General features: G+C 29.5%; 18 protein-coding genes. 9 read left to right on the top strand and 9 right to left on the bottom strand.

Features of this window, described 5'->3' with window-relative positions:
• Position 1: 1 nt before the first annotated feature.
• Entirely contained in the window at positions 2-400 is a 399-nt protein-coding gene (gene trxA, locus STK_RS11755) for a thioredoxin (RefSeq protein WP_052846726.1), read from the bottom strand.
• Positions 401-463: 63 nt separating this feature from the next.
• On the opposite strand from trxA, the gene STK_RS11750 reads away from it, so the two are divergent.
• Positions 464-1,372, top strand: a complete 909-nt coding sequence (locus STK_RS11750; protein ID WP_010980201.1) for an NAD(P)/FAD-dependent oxidoreductase — start codon at positions 464-466, stop codon at positions 1,370-1,372.
• A 1-nt stretch (position 1,373) separates the two neighbouring features.
• Positions 1,374-2,087, top strand: coding sequence for a D-aminoacyl-tRNA deacylase (locus STK_RS11745; protein WP_010980200.1), 714 nt, complete (start codon positions 1,374-1,376; stop codon positions 2,085-2,087).
• Here STK_RS11745 and STK_RS11740 read toward each other — a convergent pair.
• Positions 2,067-2,678 carry a 2,3-diphosphoglycerate-dependent phosphoglycerate mutase gene (locus tag STK_RS11740; RefSeq protein ID WP_052846725.1) on the bottom strand — a complete coding sequence of 204 codons (612 nt, stop codon included), beginning with the start codon at positions 2,676-2,678 and terminating at the stop codon, positions 2,067-2,069. The genes STK_RS11745 and STK_RS11740 overlap by 21 nt on opposite strands.
• Before the next feature lie 76 nt (positions 2,679-2,754).
• Here STK_RS11740 and STK_RS11735 point away from each other — a divergent pair, with 76 nt between their 5' ends.
• A complete protein-coding gene (locus tag STK_RS11735) occupies positions 2,755-3,249 on the top strand; it encodes a CBS domain-containing protein (protein ID WP_010980198.1) in 495 nt (164 codons plus the stop codon).
• 247 nt (positions 3,250-3,496) lie between these two features.
• Positions 3,497-3,835, top strand: coding sequence for a hypothetical protein (locus STK_RS11730; RefSeq protein WP_010980197.1), 339 nt, complete (start codon positions 3,497-3,499; stop codon positions 3,833-3,835).
• On the opposite strand, the gene STK_RS11725 is transcribed toward STK_RS11730, so the two are convergent.
• Positions 3,789-5,543, bottom strand: coding sequence for an archaea-specific SMC-related protein (locus STK_RS11725; protein WP_010980196.1), 1,755 nt, complete (start codon positions 5,541-5,543; stop codon positions 3,789-3,791). The genes STK_RS11730 and STK_RS11725 overlap by 47 nt on opposite strands.
• A gap of 179 nt (positions 5,544-5,722) precedes the next feature.
• Here STK_RS11725 and STK_RS11720 point away from each other — a divergent pair, with 179 nt between their 5' ends.
• Positions 5,723-6,643 (top strand): nucleoside hydrolase, encoded by a 921-nt coding sequence (locus STK_RS11720; protein WP_010980195.1) that lies wholly within the window; start codon positions 5,723-5,725, stop codon positions 6,641-6,643.
• Here the strand turns inward: STK_RS11720 and STK_RS11715 are convergent.
• Positions 6,606-7,031, bottom strand: coding sequence for a Fur family transcriptional regulator (locus STK_RS11715; RefSeq protein ID WP_010980194.1), 426 nt, complete (start codon positions 7,029-7,031; stop codon positions 6,606-6,608). The two genes, STK_RS11720 and STK_RS11715, sit on opposite strands and share 38 nt — an antisense overlap.
• Before the next feature lie 99 nt (positions 7,032-7,130).
• Between STK_RS11715 and STK_RS11710 the strand changes: the two genes are divergently transcribed.
• Positions 7,131-7,427, top strand: a complete 297-nt coding sequence (locus STK_RS11710) for an MTH1187 family thiamine-binding protein (protein ID WP_010980193.1) — start codon at positions 7,131-7,133, stop codon at positions 7,425-7,427.
• On the opposite strand, the gene STK_RS11705 is transcribed toward STK_RS11710, so the two are convergent.
• The gene (locus STK_RS11705; RefSeq protein WP_010980192.1) at positions 7,417-8,223 is read right to left on the bottom strand and encodes a CBS domain-containing protein; all 807 of its coding nucleotides are present in this window, start codon (positions 8,221-8,223) and stop codon (positions 7,417-7,419) included. The two genes, STK_RS11710 and STK_RS11705, sit on opposite strands and share 11 nt — an antisense overlap.
• A gap of 49 nt (positions 8,224-8,272) precedes the next feature.
• Here STK_RS11705 and STK_RS11700 point away from each other — a divergent pair, with 49 nt between their 5' ends.
• The 3 genes from STK_RS11700 to STK_RS11690 are packed head-to-tail and all read left to right on the top strand — an operon-like array spanning position 8,273 to position 10,225.
• Complete coding sequence (locus STK_RS11700) at positions 8,273-8,728, top strand: hypothetical protein (RefSeq protein ID WP_010980191.1); 456 nt, start codon at positions 8,273-8,275, stop codon at positions 8,726-8,728.
• Positions 8,728-9,372 (top strand): methyltransferase domain-containing protein, encoded by a 645-nt coding sequence (locus STK_RS11695; RefSeq protein WP_010980190.1) that lies wholly within the window; start codon positions 8,728-8,730, stop codon positions 9,370-9,372. Before STK_RS11700 ends, STK_RS11695 begins: the two co-directional genes overlap by 1 nt.
• A 55-nt stretch (positions 9,373-9,427) precedes the next feature.
• Entirely contained in the window at positions 9,428-10,225 is a 798-nt protein-coding gene (locus STK_RS11690) for a cation diffusion facilitator family transporter (RefSeq protein WP_052846724.1), read from the top strand.
• On the opposite strand, the gene nurA is transcribed toward STK_RS11690, so the two are convergent.
• From nurA to herA, 4 genes are read right to left on the bottom strand one after another with little or no spacing between them, the layout of a single operon-like run.
• Positions 10,209-11,204, bottom strand: a complete 996-nt coding sequence (gene nurA, locus STK_RS11685; protein ID WP_010980188.1) for a DNA double-strand break repair nuclease NurA — start codon at positions 11,202-11,204, stop codon at positions 10,209-10,211. The two genes, STK_RS11690 and nurA, sit on opposite strands and share 17 nt — an antisense overlap.
• Positions 11,197-13,836: a DNA double-strand break repair ATPase Rad50 gene (gene rad50 / locus STK_RS11680; protein WP_052846723.1), complete on the bottom strand. Its 2,640-nt coding sequence runs from the start codon at positions 13,834-13,836 to the stop codon at positions 11,197-11,199. The genes nurA and rad50 overlap by 8 nt, the downstream gene beginning before the upstream one ends.
• Positions 13,817-14,980, bottom strand: a complete 1,164-nt coding sequence (gene mre11, locus STK_RS11675; RefSeq protein WP_010980186.1) for a DNA double-strand break repair protein Mre11 — start codon at positions 14,978-14,980, stop codon at positions 13,817-13,819. Before mre11 ends, rad50 begins: the two co-directional genes overlap by 20 nt.
• Positions 14,973-16,460: a DNA double-strand break repair helicase HerA gene (gene herA, locus STK_RS11670; protein ID WP_010980185.1), complete on the bottom strand. Its 1,488-nt coding sequence runs from the start codon at positions 16,458-16,460 to the stop codon at positions 14,973-14,975. The genes mre11 and herA overlap by 8 nt, the downstream gene beginning before the upstream one ends.
• Between the last annotated feature and the right edge of the window lie 62 nt (positions 16,461-16,522).

Below are 16,522 nucleotides of genomic sequence, written 5' to 3'. Positions count from 1 at the left end.
TTTATTCACCTAATAAATTCTTAATTCTTATCTCTATTTCTTCTCTTGGAACAGCACCTATAATTTCATCTACTGGTTCACCATCTTTAAAGAAGATAACTGTAGGTAGACTCATGACACCATATCTTGCGGCAATATCTGGATTTTCGTCGCTGTTTAACTTTCCAAATCCAACTTGTGGATAATCTTCTGCTAATTCCTCAATTATGGGTGCAAGGATTAAACATGGTGCACACCACTCTGCCCAAAAATCAACTACTGCGATTTTGTGCGAAGCTAAGAAAGAGTCAAAGTTTTTACTATCTAAATGAATTACTTCTCCTTTAGGCTTTTGGCTCATAAGTTCTTTGGCTTTCTTCTCTAGCAATTTTCCTAATTCAGGGTCTTTCTCAGTTGTCATACTAATTTTATCTTTACTCGTCATTTAAAAAGTTTATTTTATCTTATCTTTTATAAATAATTTATGGCTGATTTAACTATAATAGGTTCTGGAATCACGGGACTACTTATATCAAAGCTTTTTAATGGAGAAAGTGAGATATATGAAGACGTAAGAGGGATAGAAAAACTTAATTCTAATGCAAGTTTATGGACAATTATACCTCCTTTATGTGGGAAATATAAACAAATTTGTGAAAATTCCATAAATTTTTATGAAGAAATGGGTAATAAATACAATATCTTTCATAAAAGAGTATATACTTTAACAGATAAAGAACTTAGTAATAACGTAATAAGTGAAGATGAATTAGCAAATTTAGAACCAAATCTAAGGATAAATAGTACGCTTAGAAAAATAGAAAATAGTTTCTTTATTGAAGGTGAGGAATTAATTAAAAAACTAGCTCTTGAGAGTAATATTAAATTCGGGAAAAAAGTTGTTGCTATAGATGTAAAAAATGATGAAATTAAATATATAAAATTAAGTTCTGGTGAAAAAATAGCGATTAAAAGATTAATAATTGCGGGAGGATATGGAATTAAGGAACTATATCCAATTGATCTTATTCCTTATAAAGGACATCTTGTGATTACAAAATCTCCCTATAGTTTAACTGGAATTATTCATTATAAAGGGAAAATAATGGTAAAAGGAGAAAATAATCTTTATATAAATGGAGACTCTATTAATGATTCTTCTCTTTCTTTTGACTATGAAATAATTAAAGACCATATTTACACGTTATCTCAAATTTTTCCCTTAGATATAGATTTGAAGATAAGAGTGGGAATTAGAAGCGTATCTAGTGACGGCGAACCAATAGTTAAAAAAATATATAAAAATGCTGTAATAGTTACCGGTTTCAGATTTGGTTTTGCCTTAGCACCTTATTTAGCTAAAGAAGCTTTAAGAATAATCGAGGAGATGTAGAATGGATATCAGAATTATTTACTCAATTCAAGATGCTGTAGGTAAAACGATAAAAGAACTTGGATACAAGTTTGAAGAAATTAATGAAGACATTATAGACTTTAGATACGAAAAGGGAGACGTTATAGTAGTTTTTTCAAGACATGAGAGCTCTTCTAAAATACCATCCTTAACTGTGCATTATCCTGGTAATCCTATTGATAAGACAATGGGTGGAGAGCCAAAGAAATTAGGTATAGCTTTTCCTTCACTGTTGACTTCAATTTATAGGGAAATAAGAAAAATTAATATAGATATAGAAAAAGCCATAGAGGCTACACATCACGGACCCACATATCAACATATACCAATCATCTTTGTAGAGATAGGTAGTTCTAAGGAATATTGGGAAAACAAGGAACTTGTAAAAACTTTAATAGAAGCTACATTAAGAGGTATAGATAAATATAAGGACATAGAATGTGAAAATAAAATAGTAGGTTTCGGAGGGACACATTATACCCCATATTTTTCTCTATTAGCCGAAAAGAGTTGTGTAGGGCATATAATCTCTAAATACTATCTCGCAGAACTTTCTAACGAAGTTATATTACAAACAGTTAATAATACAATAGAAAAGATTGACACGGTTATGTTTGATAATGTAAACTCGAAGATCAGAGAAAAGATAGTTAATTTACTAGCCACTTATAAATTAAACTTCAAGTTTAGATAATAATTCATTAGTAATTATTGGTGCACCAACAGATAAAATTCTACAATTATTAATACTCTCACATCTAACAATAGTTATGCTGGCATTAGGAATATGTAGTCCCCACGCTGAAATATCATCAAGATCTAAAACATAGGCTAAAAAAGCTCTAATAGGATCAAAATGGCTAACTGCAATTACTGTTTCTTTTTCTTTTATTACGCTTTCTACAAAGTTAACCATTCTTCTCTTTAATGAATCCCACGGTTCTACTCCTTTTACATTAAGCTCTTTTCTTGCTACTCTTAATTTCCAATGGTCAAATTGGTCTATTTTAGTATTATTTAATTCTCCTAGTTCTCTTTCTCGTAACCTATCATCTATAATAGGGATGATATTTAAAACCTCGCCTATTATCATAGCTGTTTGGTAAGCCCTTAAAACTGGACTACTGTATATTTTTTTAGGTGATATTTTTTTAAGTTCATTTGCGGTGTTGTAAACTTGCCTTCTTCCTTCATCAGTTAAAGGATAACTATTTATATCGTCTGATAAAATCCTATTTACGTTCGAAATAGATTGACCGTGTCTAATGAATACAATTAATGTCATCAAATCTTTTTTACGTTTAATCTTAATATTATTATCGTAAGAAAGATTTTTCAACTGTAAATACAGTATAAATAATATGGACACTACTATTGGTGTTATAGGAAATAAAGTTGTTCATGTCATAAAAGAAAATGATAGCGTAAAAACCGCGGCCGAAGAAATGAAAAAGCATAATCTAGGAGCGCTAGTTGTGATTGATGACAATGATAAGATTGTTGGCATAATAACTGAAAGAGATATAGTGAAAGTTGTAGCTGAAGGTAAATTAGATGCTAAAGTTAAAGACTATATGACGAGAAATGTAATAGGAGTTACTGAGGATACACCAATTACAGATGCATTAGAAATTATGTTAGATCATGGATTCAGACATTTACCTATAATAGGTAAAGACGGAAAGGTTATAGGTATAGTATCTATTAGAGATTTATCAAAGGCTATATTAGATCCTCATTTCTTTCAATTTAAAAAAGAAGCTGCCGATGTAAAAGGTTCTGGTTATGTTTGTCCAGTATGTGGTATGGAAATTGATGAATACGGGTACTGTGGTTGTGGTGCAGGATCTGGATAATGTAGAATGATTATATAATTTGCAATATATTTTCTTGTCTCTTATATAATAAATTAGGTTACAAAATTGAAATTTTAATTCATTAAATCACACTAAAGGGATTAATACATATTATAGTTGGTTGATAATCTTATTTTTGAGAAAAATGATAGCATTAAAAGATAAGTACAAGTTCTTATTAAACGAGAAACATTGTGCTCATATTTTGTAAATAGATTTAAGTACTTAGAATTCGTTTTTTAGATTAATGATAATATTCTATGCAATAGGTGAAAGAGATAGGGCAAAAGAGTTAGTAAGAATAATTACGAAAACTAGATGGAAAACAGTATCTAAACATGCAATAAAAATTTCTAGTTCTTCTATTGGTGCTTCAGTTGTGATATTCAAACCAACTAAAGCAAGTCTAGCTGTTGCTCTATGGTTAAAACAAAAGGCTGAAGAGTTAGGAATGGTTGCCTTAGTTGGTTGGTTTACTGAAATAACTAATATTCCACCAGATGTTGAAGAAGCCGTAAAAACTGATTTAAATAAATTGCTCATGAAACAACTTGATGTGCCATGGTCGCCGGAATTATCTCATTAGTTAGCTGTACCATTTCATCGCTCTTCGTTATGATTATATAATCTACAACTCCATTTAGATATTTTACTAGTTTTTCAAATCTTTTTTGATCGAAAGTCATAAATGATTCATCAACGATGAAGTATGGAGTTTTGAAGTATTCTTTTAGGGCAACTAATACTAAGATTAATGCTAATGTTGTTCTTTCAGATGATGAAAGCTTTCTAATTTCTAGTTGAGCCCCCATTCTTTTTACTATAAGTCTATAATTATTATCAATTTCAGCAGTGAAATCAAATTCCAGTTCTTTAAGTAATGATGTTGCCATCTCAGTAAATCTCTCTCTAATTACAGTTAATCTTCTAATATATTCTCTTTGTAAATCATCTATTTGTTTTGTTATTTCTTCTATCTGGTTCTGCACAGTAGTAATTTCTTCAAGAATCTTGCTTGAAACTCCTAGAGTTTGCAACTGATATTCTAAGTCTCCCCTCTTTTTCTTTAATTCTTCTAACTTCTTATCAATCTCGCTTTCTCCTTCTCCCATAGAATAAATTTCATTTATTTCATTTATTTTTTCCTCTAATTCCTTTATCTGTCTCTCATACTCGGCTATTTGATGTTTAATAGTTTCTATTTTTATCGCTAAGTTTTCTCTTTGAATTTGCTTCTCAGCTAACATTTTTTCTGCTTTTTCTATTTCTTTGATTTTTGCTTCTAGTTCATTTTTCCTAGCTATAGTAGAATTTAGTTCGGTTAAGAGCTCATTTTTGCTTCTATTAGCATTTTCTAATTCCTTTGATATAATGTCCATTCTTGTTTTCCATATAGATGGGTCTACCTTGCTTCCACATACATGGCATACTGATGCATGCTCTTTTTCTGATTCTTTAATTTCATCAAGAACTCTATTAAGTACTCCGATTTCTATATCTATACTGTTCTTTTTAGAACTTAATTCTTGTAGTTTTTTATCTAACTCAGTTAATTCACTTCTAATTTTTTCTTTTAAAGTTTGATCTGCTTTTTGCTTAAGTTCCTCAATTTCCTTATCAAGTTTTTCTAATCTAGCTTGGTTATCTCTAAGCTCTTTTTGCCTAGTTTCTACTCTACTCTTTAACTCAGTTAACCTATTTTGTCTTGTAAGAATTATGGTCTGTGCAGCATTTTTCTGTAAATTTTTTCTTTCTCTTTCTAGTTTATCTATTTCCTCATTTATTCTTTCTAATTCTCTGCTGATATCTTTAATTTCTTGGTATTTTTTTGTTAATTCTTCTTGTCTTGTTTTAAGTTCAGTTAGTTTTCTTTCTAATTCTTCTTTTTTTGCTTTTAATTCTTGTACTTTAGATGTTTTTGAAATAAACCATTCAACATTTTCATCTCCAGTAATAATTCTAGCTAATAACTGATTCTCTGGAGAGAAATAAGAAAGTAGTAGTGCTCTATCATCATCCATTATTAAATTCTTTTCTTCTTCTATTTTGTTCTTTATTCTATGAAATCTTCTATAATATAGTTTGTTATCAAGTTCTACCTCTACATAACCTTCATCACTAAAAACATTTAACAGGTCTGCAGCCGTTATTGAAGAAGTTAAGAGAGAAACTAATGCCTTTGTTAAAGATGTTTTTCCATACGCATTTGGCGCTTTATACAGTGTTAGTCCTTTTTCTACTGATAGAGTAAGTTCCCTAGTTATTCCTCCTATATTTGATACTCTAACCTTCATTATGTGCTTTTTCTTTTTATACCTTAAAAATGTTATGCCATATTTCTAATATACTATATATAAATTTATCATATTTTTCTAGCAAATTTATAATAATTTTGATTAGTCTAATATGGCTTGTATTAAAATCTTAGTATCTTGAATAAATAATTTAACCGATTAATCCTTATCAAAATATTGTGAGAAAAACTATATTTGATACAGATACTGCTAGTGATGATGCAATAGCGCTTATGTTAGCTTTAGATTACTTTGAAGTACTAGGAGTTACAATAGTTGCAGGAAATGTAAAATTTGAAAATGAGGTGAGTAACGCTTTATTTACACTAGAGTACTTAAGTAGGCCTGATATTCCAGTGTATTTAGGTGCACAAAGACCGTTACTTGGTCAATGGAGAACAGTTGAAGAAGTTCATGGTAAAAACGGTTTCGGGGATTGGGAGTATCCAAGTCCATTGAAGAAACCTGAGAGCGAGTTTGCAGCAGATGCAATAATTAGATTATCTAAGGAATATGAAGGAGAATTAGAGATTTTAGCTGTATCTCCTTTAACTAATATAGCATTGGCATATCTAAAAGATCCAAAAATTATTAATAGAATAAGAAAAATATGGATAATGGGAGGAGCATTTACTAGAGGAAATACAACAGAAATAGCTGAATTCAATTTCTGGGTAGATCCTGAAGCTGCACAAATAGTACTAAATGCTGGATTTGATATAACCATAGTTCCTTGGGAAATAGCAGAAGAGAGCGCTACTATAACAGATGAAGAATGGAATAAAATAGAAGATATTAATACTAAAAGATCTGAATTTTTCATTAAAGTTAATAGAGTTCTAAGAGAGTACTCTAAATCAGTAGGTTCCAGAGGAAGCGTTCATCCAGATTCGCTAACTGTAACGATAGCCTATGATAATTCTGTTGCTATTGAAAAGGTAAGTAAGTATGTTAATGTTGAGTTATGTTCTAGATCTCGCGGTGCAATGTTAATAGATTGGTATGGTTTAAATAAAAGAAGACCCAATGCTGAAGTAGTAATTAAGGCAGATTCTCAAAAATTTAAGAAGTACCTATTTGATTCTCTCTCAAAAGCTTAGAGCATTCAGCAATAGCAACGATATTTAATGTTTTTGTATAAATACCCATTTTTTCTAATTCTTCGTATAAAAATTTAAGATCTATGTTAGTTATATCTATTATCTGATTCGTATCTTGACAATAAACATTAATATGTAGATCTCTTTTTATTTCATACCATGTAATTCCATTTATCTCAAATGCATTTAATATGCCAGCCTCAGTTAGTGAATTTAGAGTATTATATACGGTAGATAGACTAATACTAGGTTCGCTTTTCTTTAACTCATTATATATTTGTTCACCGCTAAAATGCCCACCTTTATATAGTATTCTGAGAATAGATAGCCTTTGAGGAGTAACCTTAAGTCCATGACTTCTTAATATATTAGCTAATTCTACTTCCATCAAGTAGTTACTATTATAACAAAGCCATTTAAAATTTCCTTTATACTCTTTGTTTTTTGGTAGCAAAAAAGATAAAAAATAATAATATAAATTAAGTATATGAAAGTTTTAGTCGATATAGCGGTTGAACCCTTAGGTACTTCATCCACGAGTATTTCGAAATATGTAAAAAAGGTATTTGAAATATTAGATAGAAGAGGTATTAGATACTACCCAGCCCCTTCTATGACAACAATAGAACTTGACGATATTACACAGTTAGGCTACTTATTAAAGGAAATAAACGATGAACTTGAAAAAATGGGGGTTAAACGAGTTGTAACTTTACTTAAAATAGATGATAGAAGAGATAAAGAAAATAGTATTGATCATAAACTAGAAGTAATTAAAAAGTAGAAGTATATAATTTTAACTCCAGTAAATATTTTCTTACTTTTTCATCGGTAAGAGCTCTAACAATATCAGTAGTTGTAACAATTCCTTTCAATTCTCCATTAGCGCTTACTATAGGTATTCCCTTCACTTTTCTATTAGCCATTAATTTTGCAGCATAGTTCAAATCTTCATTTTCATCCATTACTACAATAGTTGGTGTCATGACTTCTTTTACCTTTATCTTAAGGTCTTTAAATTTCAATACTGGAGCCAGATATAACAAGTCAGTTGTAGTAATAGTTCCGAGTATTTTTCCATTATCTTCAACAATTAGTCTTCCTATATTTTTTTCTAGTATTATTTTTGTTACCTCATCTAGAGTTGAATCCTTATTTACTGTTATTGGGTTCTTACTCATATACTCACTTACTTTATGAATACCCCTAATTAATGTAGCATAATATTGAGCTAAGTCACTTTTGATAATCATGCCCAGTATTTTTCCTGTATCTGATATCACTATTAATAATGGTGCTTTTTTCTCTATCATTATTTGTGATGCTTCTAAGGGTTCAATTGAACTATTGACTGTTATTATATCTTTTTTCATTGCCTCTGAGACATAAACACTATCTAATTCTCTATCACCCATTCTGTAAATAAAATTAAGGACATCTTTCTGTGATATTGAGCCTAAAGGAATTTCATTCTCATCTGCGACTATTAGCTTAGGTACATACTCCATAGTCATAATTTTTACTGTATGTAATAAACTATCGTGTGGTCTCACTATTACGGGTTCTCTAATTATGCTCATCAAATTAGTATACAAAATTTAAGTACATAAAAGCTTAGTTTATTATTTGATGGAAAAGTTTAGAGAAATTTTAATTGATATCACTTTATCTTCTCACATACCTAATTATAAGGATCTCTTTTATGAGGGTAAAAAGAAAAGAGATTTGTGTGCTTATTATGATGGTACTTATTGTAAAAGATTTAGAATAACTAACACTAATATCCCTGCAAATTGGATAAGTGGTAATAAAATGAATCCTCATCCTATTATATGTTTTATATGTCCTCATTTTTCTATTAGATATGAGGAAAAGGAAGTAGCTTTAGACCTTTTTGATATTTTATTATATTATGAAGAATTAAGAGAGACTATAGAAAGAGAAATAAACTTTATTGAAAATAAAATGATGGGGATTAATTATCCTTTATCTTTAAAAAGACGAAGAGACGATCTAATAGCCTTACTTAATGATGTCACAATAAAAATAAAGGTATTAAAGGAATTATTGAGGGTATTTAAATAATGGAAATTTTTACTGACCCAGAAGGGTATAAAAGATGGTATGAAATTCATAATAAGATTTACGAATCTGAGAAGAGACTAGTATCTGAATTTAAACCTAAAAATTGCTTAGATATAGGTGCAGGTCCAGCTATTTTTCATGAAATATTTTCTGGTAATACAATCTCTCTAGATATATCAATTTTTATGCTTAAAGAAATAGGAGAGAAAGAAGATAAAATTCTAGCTGATGCAAATTTTCTTCCTTTTAGAGATAACTCGATTCCTTGTATATTTATCTCTGTAACGATTTGTTTTTTAAATGATATTTCTCTATTCTATAAAGAAGTAGAAAGAGTTACAAAAGAAAGAGTAGTAACTTGTTTTATACCACGTAATTCTACATGGGGTGAATATTATTATGAACTTGGATTAAAAGGGCATAAATATTATTCTCATGCAAATTTCATCAAGAAAGAAGATTTATACAATATACTTAAGAAATTCTTTGAAATATCTACAATTAAGTCTACTTTATTTTTCTCACCAGACGAGCCTGAAAAAATGGATAGAATAGAAGATGGTGATAAAGGGTCTTTTGTTTGTGTTGAAGCTAAAAAGAGGTCGTCGGCCCCTCACTCATCGGTGCTTAACAGCCTCTCATGAGGGTGAATCCTACCAGACCCAATATTTTTATTTTACAATAAGATAATAAATTATGATGAGACGTGCCGTTATAATATATTGGATGATCTTTGTTGCATTTCTTATACCATTTATCCTTGGTAAAAATGTGATTGCGCTAGCCGAAAGTTTTCATGACCTTATTGATGCGCTCACTATTACATTCTCCTATTACGTTACGAGAATAGTAAATAATTCCTCATCAGTATATACCTATGGATTACATAGACTAGAGGTTCTTTCGGCCGTAATAAATTTGATGATAATAATATTTGGTTCGATTTTTACATTATATCTTTCATTAATTTTTTCTAGTAGTGAATACTCTTTATTAACTATAATACTTTCTATGATAGTAATTCCACTACTACTTTCAATAGAAAATGAAGATGAAAAAGATTTTAATAAAAAATCTGTAGTATTGCACTCTCTATTTGATATCTTATCCTATATAATAGGAATTTTGGTTCTTATAGTATATCACATAACTTCTATAAATATAGTTATTTTATTAGGAGTAATTTCTATAGTAATTCTAAGCATTTTCATGTCTATAAATCCTTTAAAGCAATCTTTTTTGATTATGCTAGAAGGTTCTCCAATAAATACTAATGAACTAGAAAAGGATCTTAAAGGTATAAATCCAGGGGTTCATCATATACATGTTTGGGCTATATGTGGGCATATCAAAGTAGCAACTATTCATGTTGAAGTTAACGAGAATATGACTGTTAAAGAGATTGATGTAGAAAGAGAAAAAATACAGAGATTTTTAAAAGAAAAATACGATATAGATCATGTCACAATTCAGTTTGAGTCTAAAAAAGTTGACTAGGCCACCATTCAATATCTTTCTTTTTTATGTTAAGTAATTGTTTTATTCTCTCTCTATCTTGTCTAGATACTTTAACATCAGTATGAACTTTTAATAATGGGTAGGGATATCCCTTAATGCTTATAGGAGATAATATAGAAATAATATTCTCAATTTCATTGTTAAACATCTCAATTTTCAATATTTTTTCTCCTTCTTTTAATCTGGTGTAAAATGAATAAAATGATGCATTTGATAATATGGTAGAAGCCTTTGGCGAAATAATATTTTCACTACTTATCTTTTTTTCAATGCCAATAGTATAACCACAATTCTTAGTAAATAATTCTAATAAGGAGACATCACTTATATTCTCTTGAAATAACTCTGTAGATTTACTATTCTTGGATATCCAAACAAGTTTGCCTTTATATTTACTAATTAACGCAGACATAACTAATTGGTTTTCTGCAACTAAATACTTATGCATAAGTTCTTCATCATTTTCCTCTAATGAGTAAATTTTATCGTCCATCACATCAATATCATCTAATAATGATATTTTTGTTGAAAATTTATGCTTACCAATTTTCTTAACTATACTTCCATCAAAGAGAATATATTCAGCTTTATCTCCGTGCTTTAATCCTAATTTTAACTCTAGCAGTTGCATTAAAAGTGATACTCTCTCTTTAGCCATATTACCAGGTCTTAAAACGCCAATCAAAGCTTTAGAATCTATAGGAGTAACATTAAATCCTTCTGCTTTCACAATTTCAGCGTTTACTATATAAACTATTCCAGAACGTAATTCTTTGATCCACATTCCACCGTCTATTGCTAATACGGTAGAAAGCTTGCCTTGAGTTTGGCAGTATTCCTTCCACTTTTCTTTTATTTTTTCTTTTAACAAATTATTGGAGGTCTCATCTAACAAACTAATCTGTTTTTCAATTTCATTTTTTCTAGATAATAATAGCTCATAGACATCCTTAATCATTGTTTATCACCTCAACTTTACTAGAATCTCCTCTCTTTTCTAACCTTATAATATAATCTCCAGCTTGTAATAACTCTTCATCATGGGTTACTACAATAATTTGGGGTACTACTTCAACTGTTGATCTAATTATGTCTATTAACTCTTTCTTTCTATACTCATCAAGATTTACTGTGGGTTCATCTAAAATTAGAAATCCTACCTCGTTCATAAGAGATTTAGCAATAGCTAACCTTAATGCTAGGGCTATTGAAACTCTTTCTCCTCCGCTTAATAGATTAACTGGAAGCCTTTGACCAGAAGTAGTATATGCATAAATTCCATTCTTATCGTTGAAATCAACCTCAACTCTGGTAAATGATAATTCAAATCGAGATAAAATACTATTTAAAGAATCTTCTACCAAGCTTTTTACAGTATTCATTAAATAAGCCTGTAATTTATCCTCTGCTAAATGCTCTCTTAACTTTTTGAGTTTATCGTAAGCGGTAATTAATTTTTGTTTATTTTTTAATTTTTCTTCATAATCTTTTATTTGCTCCTCTAATCTTTTAATATCATTTTCCAGCACCTCTTTTTTACCTAATAATTCACCTTTTTTACTGTTAATCTCGCCAAGTATTTTTTCCAGCACCTCTTTTTCTCTTTTTATTTGCTGAAATCTATTAGGATCAAAATTCAAAAGTTGAAGTTCATCAGTTAGCTTCTTAATTTCTTCTTCGTTTTGCTTAATTTTTTGTTTTGCTGTTTCGATTTTAGCTAATAATGTATCTAATTCACGTAGCTTATTTTCCTTTCCTTTTATTTCTTGTATTCTCTTTTCAATATCTCTAATTTTCTGAGTTAAGTCAGTATTATAATATTCTCTCACCTTATTCATAATTTCTTCTATTTCCTTTTCTAATTCTATTTTCTGTCTTTCTAACTCTCTAATCTTCTCTTCAGTTACATCGTAATACTTCAAGTACTCTTCATATTTCGGTTTAAGATTTTTTTCTTCCTCTTTTAATCTTATATATTTTTCATGATATATACTTAGTCGTTCTATTTCATTTTCTATTTCTTCTATTTCTTTTCTTAGTTCTTGTTGTTGTGTTAACAAATTATTATAATCTGCTAAATTCCTAATCGCTATGTCCTTTTCTTTTGACTTTTTATTTATGATCTGATTTAATTCTGAAATTAGTCCATTGATCTTGTTTATTTCTAATTTAAATTTTTTATTTAATTCATCTAATTCTTTTAATTTTTCTATGATTTCGTTTTGTATTTTTCTTTTATGATCATCAGAAAGTTCTCTGCCACATACTGGGCATACATTTCCCTTAACTTGGTTTAAATTTCCTAGAAGTTTATTTAACTCTTCAATTCTTCCTTTTATTTCACCTAGTTGGCTAGCTAATTTTTCTCTTTCTTGATTTTTATTATTTAGGTCCTCATTTAATTTTTGTAATTCCTTATCTAATTCTTCTATGTTTATACTAATTTTTCTATTAGAAATTTTGCTCTCAATTTCACTAAGTTTTATCTTTAAAGATTTTAATCTATCTGAAAGAGAATTAAATTTTCGTTCTTTTTCTTCTAACTCTTCTAGTTCTCCTTTAATCTCAATATATTTTTTATAATCTTCTTCTAGTTCTCTTTTTCTCTTTAATTTTTCTTCTAGATCAGTTAAGTTTATCTTTATCGTTTTTAATGATTTTTCTTTTTCTTGGGCTAATTTAATTTTGTTCTGAGCTTCTATTATTTTTTCTTTCTCCTCTATTAATTTATCTTTTTCTAGTATATCTTTCTCTAATTTTTCTTTCTCCTCTCTTAGTCTATTTTCATCTTTAACCTCCTCTCTTAGTTCGGAAATATCGTCTTTTAGTTTATTTAGGAGTGATATAAGTTCTACGTATCTTTTCTCTTTTTTCTCTTCTTCCTCATTTAATTTTACTATGTCCTCATACTTTTTCCTTTCTTTTTCTTCTTTTATATTTAAATCCTCCAGTTCTCTTTTTATATTTTCTAGTTCTTTCTCTTTTTGAATTTTTTGGTTTTCACTTTCGTTTTTATATTTTTCTAAACTCTGAAGCTCAATAATTTTATTGTTTATTTTATCCATGACTTCTTTTATAGGACCGTTAGAATCCCTAAGCTTTTCGATTTTGTCAATCTTTAATATTTTTTTGGTTACATCTGGTAGATTTTCGAACACAGACTCAATTTTACCTTGGCCTACTATTATAGTAGATTTTAATACTTCTTCATCTAGATTAAGCAGCTCTTTTATTTTTTGAGATACTGTAGTAGCACCTCTTGCAATAGTTCTTCTTGTATCATTAGTTAGTTCAGAGATTGTATCTTCTGACGTATATTGATTTGGAGCATTTCTTTTTATAACATAGATTTTACCTTTATTTTCTAGATATAAAGTTACAGTAGCTCTGCCTGCTCCTCGTTTTATTAAATCTTCTTGTTTCTTTGCATCTCTCAATGATTTCCTAAATAGACTAAAACTTATTGCATCGATTATCGAGCTTTTGCCTGCACCGTTATGTCCTATTATAACGTTAACAGTTCCCTTAAATTCTATTAATGACCTATCATGACTTAAAAAATTTTCAATGTCAATTCTTCTTATTATCATTTTCAACACCAATCATTTTCATTAATTCTTCCTTAACATATTCTCTTTCATCAGCTCGGTTAATTATATCAACTATCATTCTGGCTTCAGTCTCTGAAAAATTAGCAATTTTAACTAGATAATTATATATTAAATTTTCTATTGTAGTATCTGTTGGTAAATCAATCTTAACATCTTTTTCGTCTTTCTCTTTTGTATTATCTTTATATATCCTCCAATAAGGAGCAAAGTTATTAATTTCTTGTAGCTCTTTCATTAAGACATTTTTAGGAATAGACTTTCCTTCAAGTATAATATGAAATATAGGTTTTTTCTCATTATTTGTATCATATTTCTCTCTTAACTTTCTTATCTCTTCCCTTAGATTATTAGTGTTTAAAGTTACTACATATTGCTTTCGAACATCTATGTTAATTTTCTGGATTGTAGGTATATCACCAGAGAAATCTATGAGCGTTGCACCCTTTCCCTCTTTCTCATATCCTTCTATTTCTTCTTCCCTCAATATATCTGGTGAGCCAGCTATCTCAATAATTCTTCCACCATCAAGCTGAAATACCCTTCTTGTATGAAAGTGACCTAAAGCATAATAGGAAAAAGCTTTAGGTAAATCGTCTATTTGTATCTGCCATGCTCCCTCATAGGGTAATACCTCCTTTAAACCTTGATGTAAGAGCAGTATACTTTTCTTATTTTCCGGTTTTAATCTAGAAAGTAATTCTTTTAGTCTCTCTTTGGCAACATTTGGAACATGTGAAATACCATAAATAGTAATTTCACCTAATTTATACGGTGTATCTGGTTTAGACAAGAATTTAATTAAATCAAATTCTTCTAATATTTTCTGAGGATAGATAGCTGTAAACTTTTTTGGACTATCATGATCTCCTGCAATAACTATAAATGGAATTCCAGCTTCTTTTAACCTTTTAAGTTCTCTTATAGCTACTATTTCTGCCTTATTTGGTGGATCATTTATATCGAATAAATCACCGGTATGTATTATACCATCTACATGCTCTTTAATAGCTATATCAATAAGTTGTGAAAAAGTATCATATACATCCTGTTCCCTAAAATCAAGATTATACTGTCTCTTACCTAAATGCGTATCAGAAATATGTAAAATTTGCGTCTTACTCACCCCAATTCAATACATCTGCATGCTCCTCAATTTCTTCTTTAGCTTTCTTCCATTCTTCTATTAGGTTTGGATCGCTTCCAGCTAGTTTTCCCTCAAACTTATCAATTTTTACTATAGCTGGCATTCTCACTATATTACCAACTATCACGGCTTCTCCTGTGTCTAAAGCTGAAAGGCCTTCGACTATATCTTCACTAAGATTGTCACTAGTTTCAAGCACATATTTCTTATCAGAAGGCTCAACCATCTTAAGGATTATCTTATTAGTCATTTGACTTAAAATATTCTCGTCAATTCCCTTAGGTCTTTGGCTAACGATTATTAGTCCTACACCGAATTTTCTTCCTTCTCTAGCGATTCTTCCAGCCCAATGTTTTGTTAGGGTGTTACTATCTTTAGATAGTAACACATGGGCCTCTTCAATAACTACTAGTACTGGAAATTTTAAACCAATTTTTCTCTTCATTTTGTTTTCTTTTCTTGAAGTTAATATTTTTCTTAAATAGTGAGAAACTATTGCGTCAATTGCATCTTCATCTAGAGAACTTAAGTTTATCACATTTACTTTACCTATTTTTATTTTATCTACAACATCACCAGCAGTGAAGTCAATAATCTCAGAGTATCTATCTAGAAAGTCTTCTATTTTATTGATAACCTCATCTTTACTATCTTTTCTTTTCTCGTTCTTACTTACTTCATCAACCTTTTTAAGTATCAAATTCCTAAAATTATTATTAAGCTCATTATAGTTTACATTACCATTTTTTAATTTTTCTTTAGTTTCTTCAAGAAAACTTTTGAACGCTCTCCTTAATATCCTATATTGAATTGTAGCATTTTCTCTAATTTCTAATAAAGTCGCAAATTCATCTGGAGTCAAATTTAGAGGATTTATTTTTGGTTCTATATTATTTAGATTCTTAATCTCACTCTCATAATATTCTCCGTGATAATCAAAAATTAGCACTGATCCAAATACCTCAGATAACCTAGAGGAAAGAACGGCCACTGTATTAGATTTTCCAGATCCTGTTGCAGCTAGAATAGCTAAGTGTCTGGTTAATGCGTTTACTCTGATTCTAACCTCAACATCGCTTCCAATTAATTTACCGATTCTTATAGTTCCCTCAGAAAATATTGTACTTAGTTCTTCGTTAGTTGCTAACCTCACAGGTGTTCCGGCTACTGGAGGTAAGTCAGGTTGAGAGAGTTTTCCGTCCAATTTACAAAGTAGCTTAACTTTAGCTTTCATGTAAATAGGAATTTTATTTCCCATTTGTTTTATTCGTTGTACAAGTTCAATATCGTTGAGACTATCATCAACTAAAGGACTTCCAGTAGTAATTAACGTAACTAAGCCTAATACTTTTTCATCATCATATTCTAAGGTAACGTAGTAACCAGATCTTACTTTTTTCTCTAATAACACGTTTGCTTCTTGAGTAGTTGCTGAACCAACTACATAACCAATTATCATATAAAAATAGATTAAATAGAAGAGCTTAAATAATTTCGATAAGGAAAAAGGTAATACCAAAA

Origin of the sequence: Sulfurisphaera tokodaii str. 7 (assembly GCF_000011205.1) — an archaeon.
In the GTDB taxonomy this organism is placed as follows: Archaea; Thermoproteota; Thermoprotei_A; order Sulfolobales; family Sulfolobaceae; genus Sulfurisphaera; species Sulfurisphaera tokodaii.
This window is presented reverse-complemented; position numbering and strand designations above follow the sequence as displayed.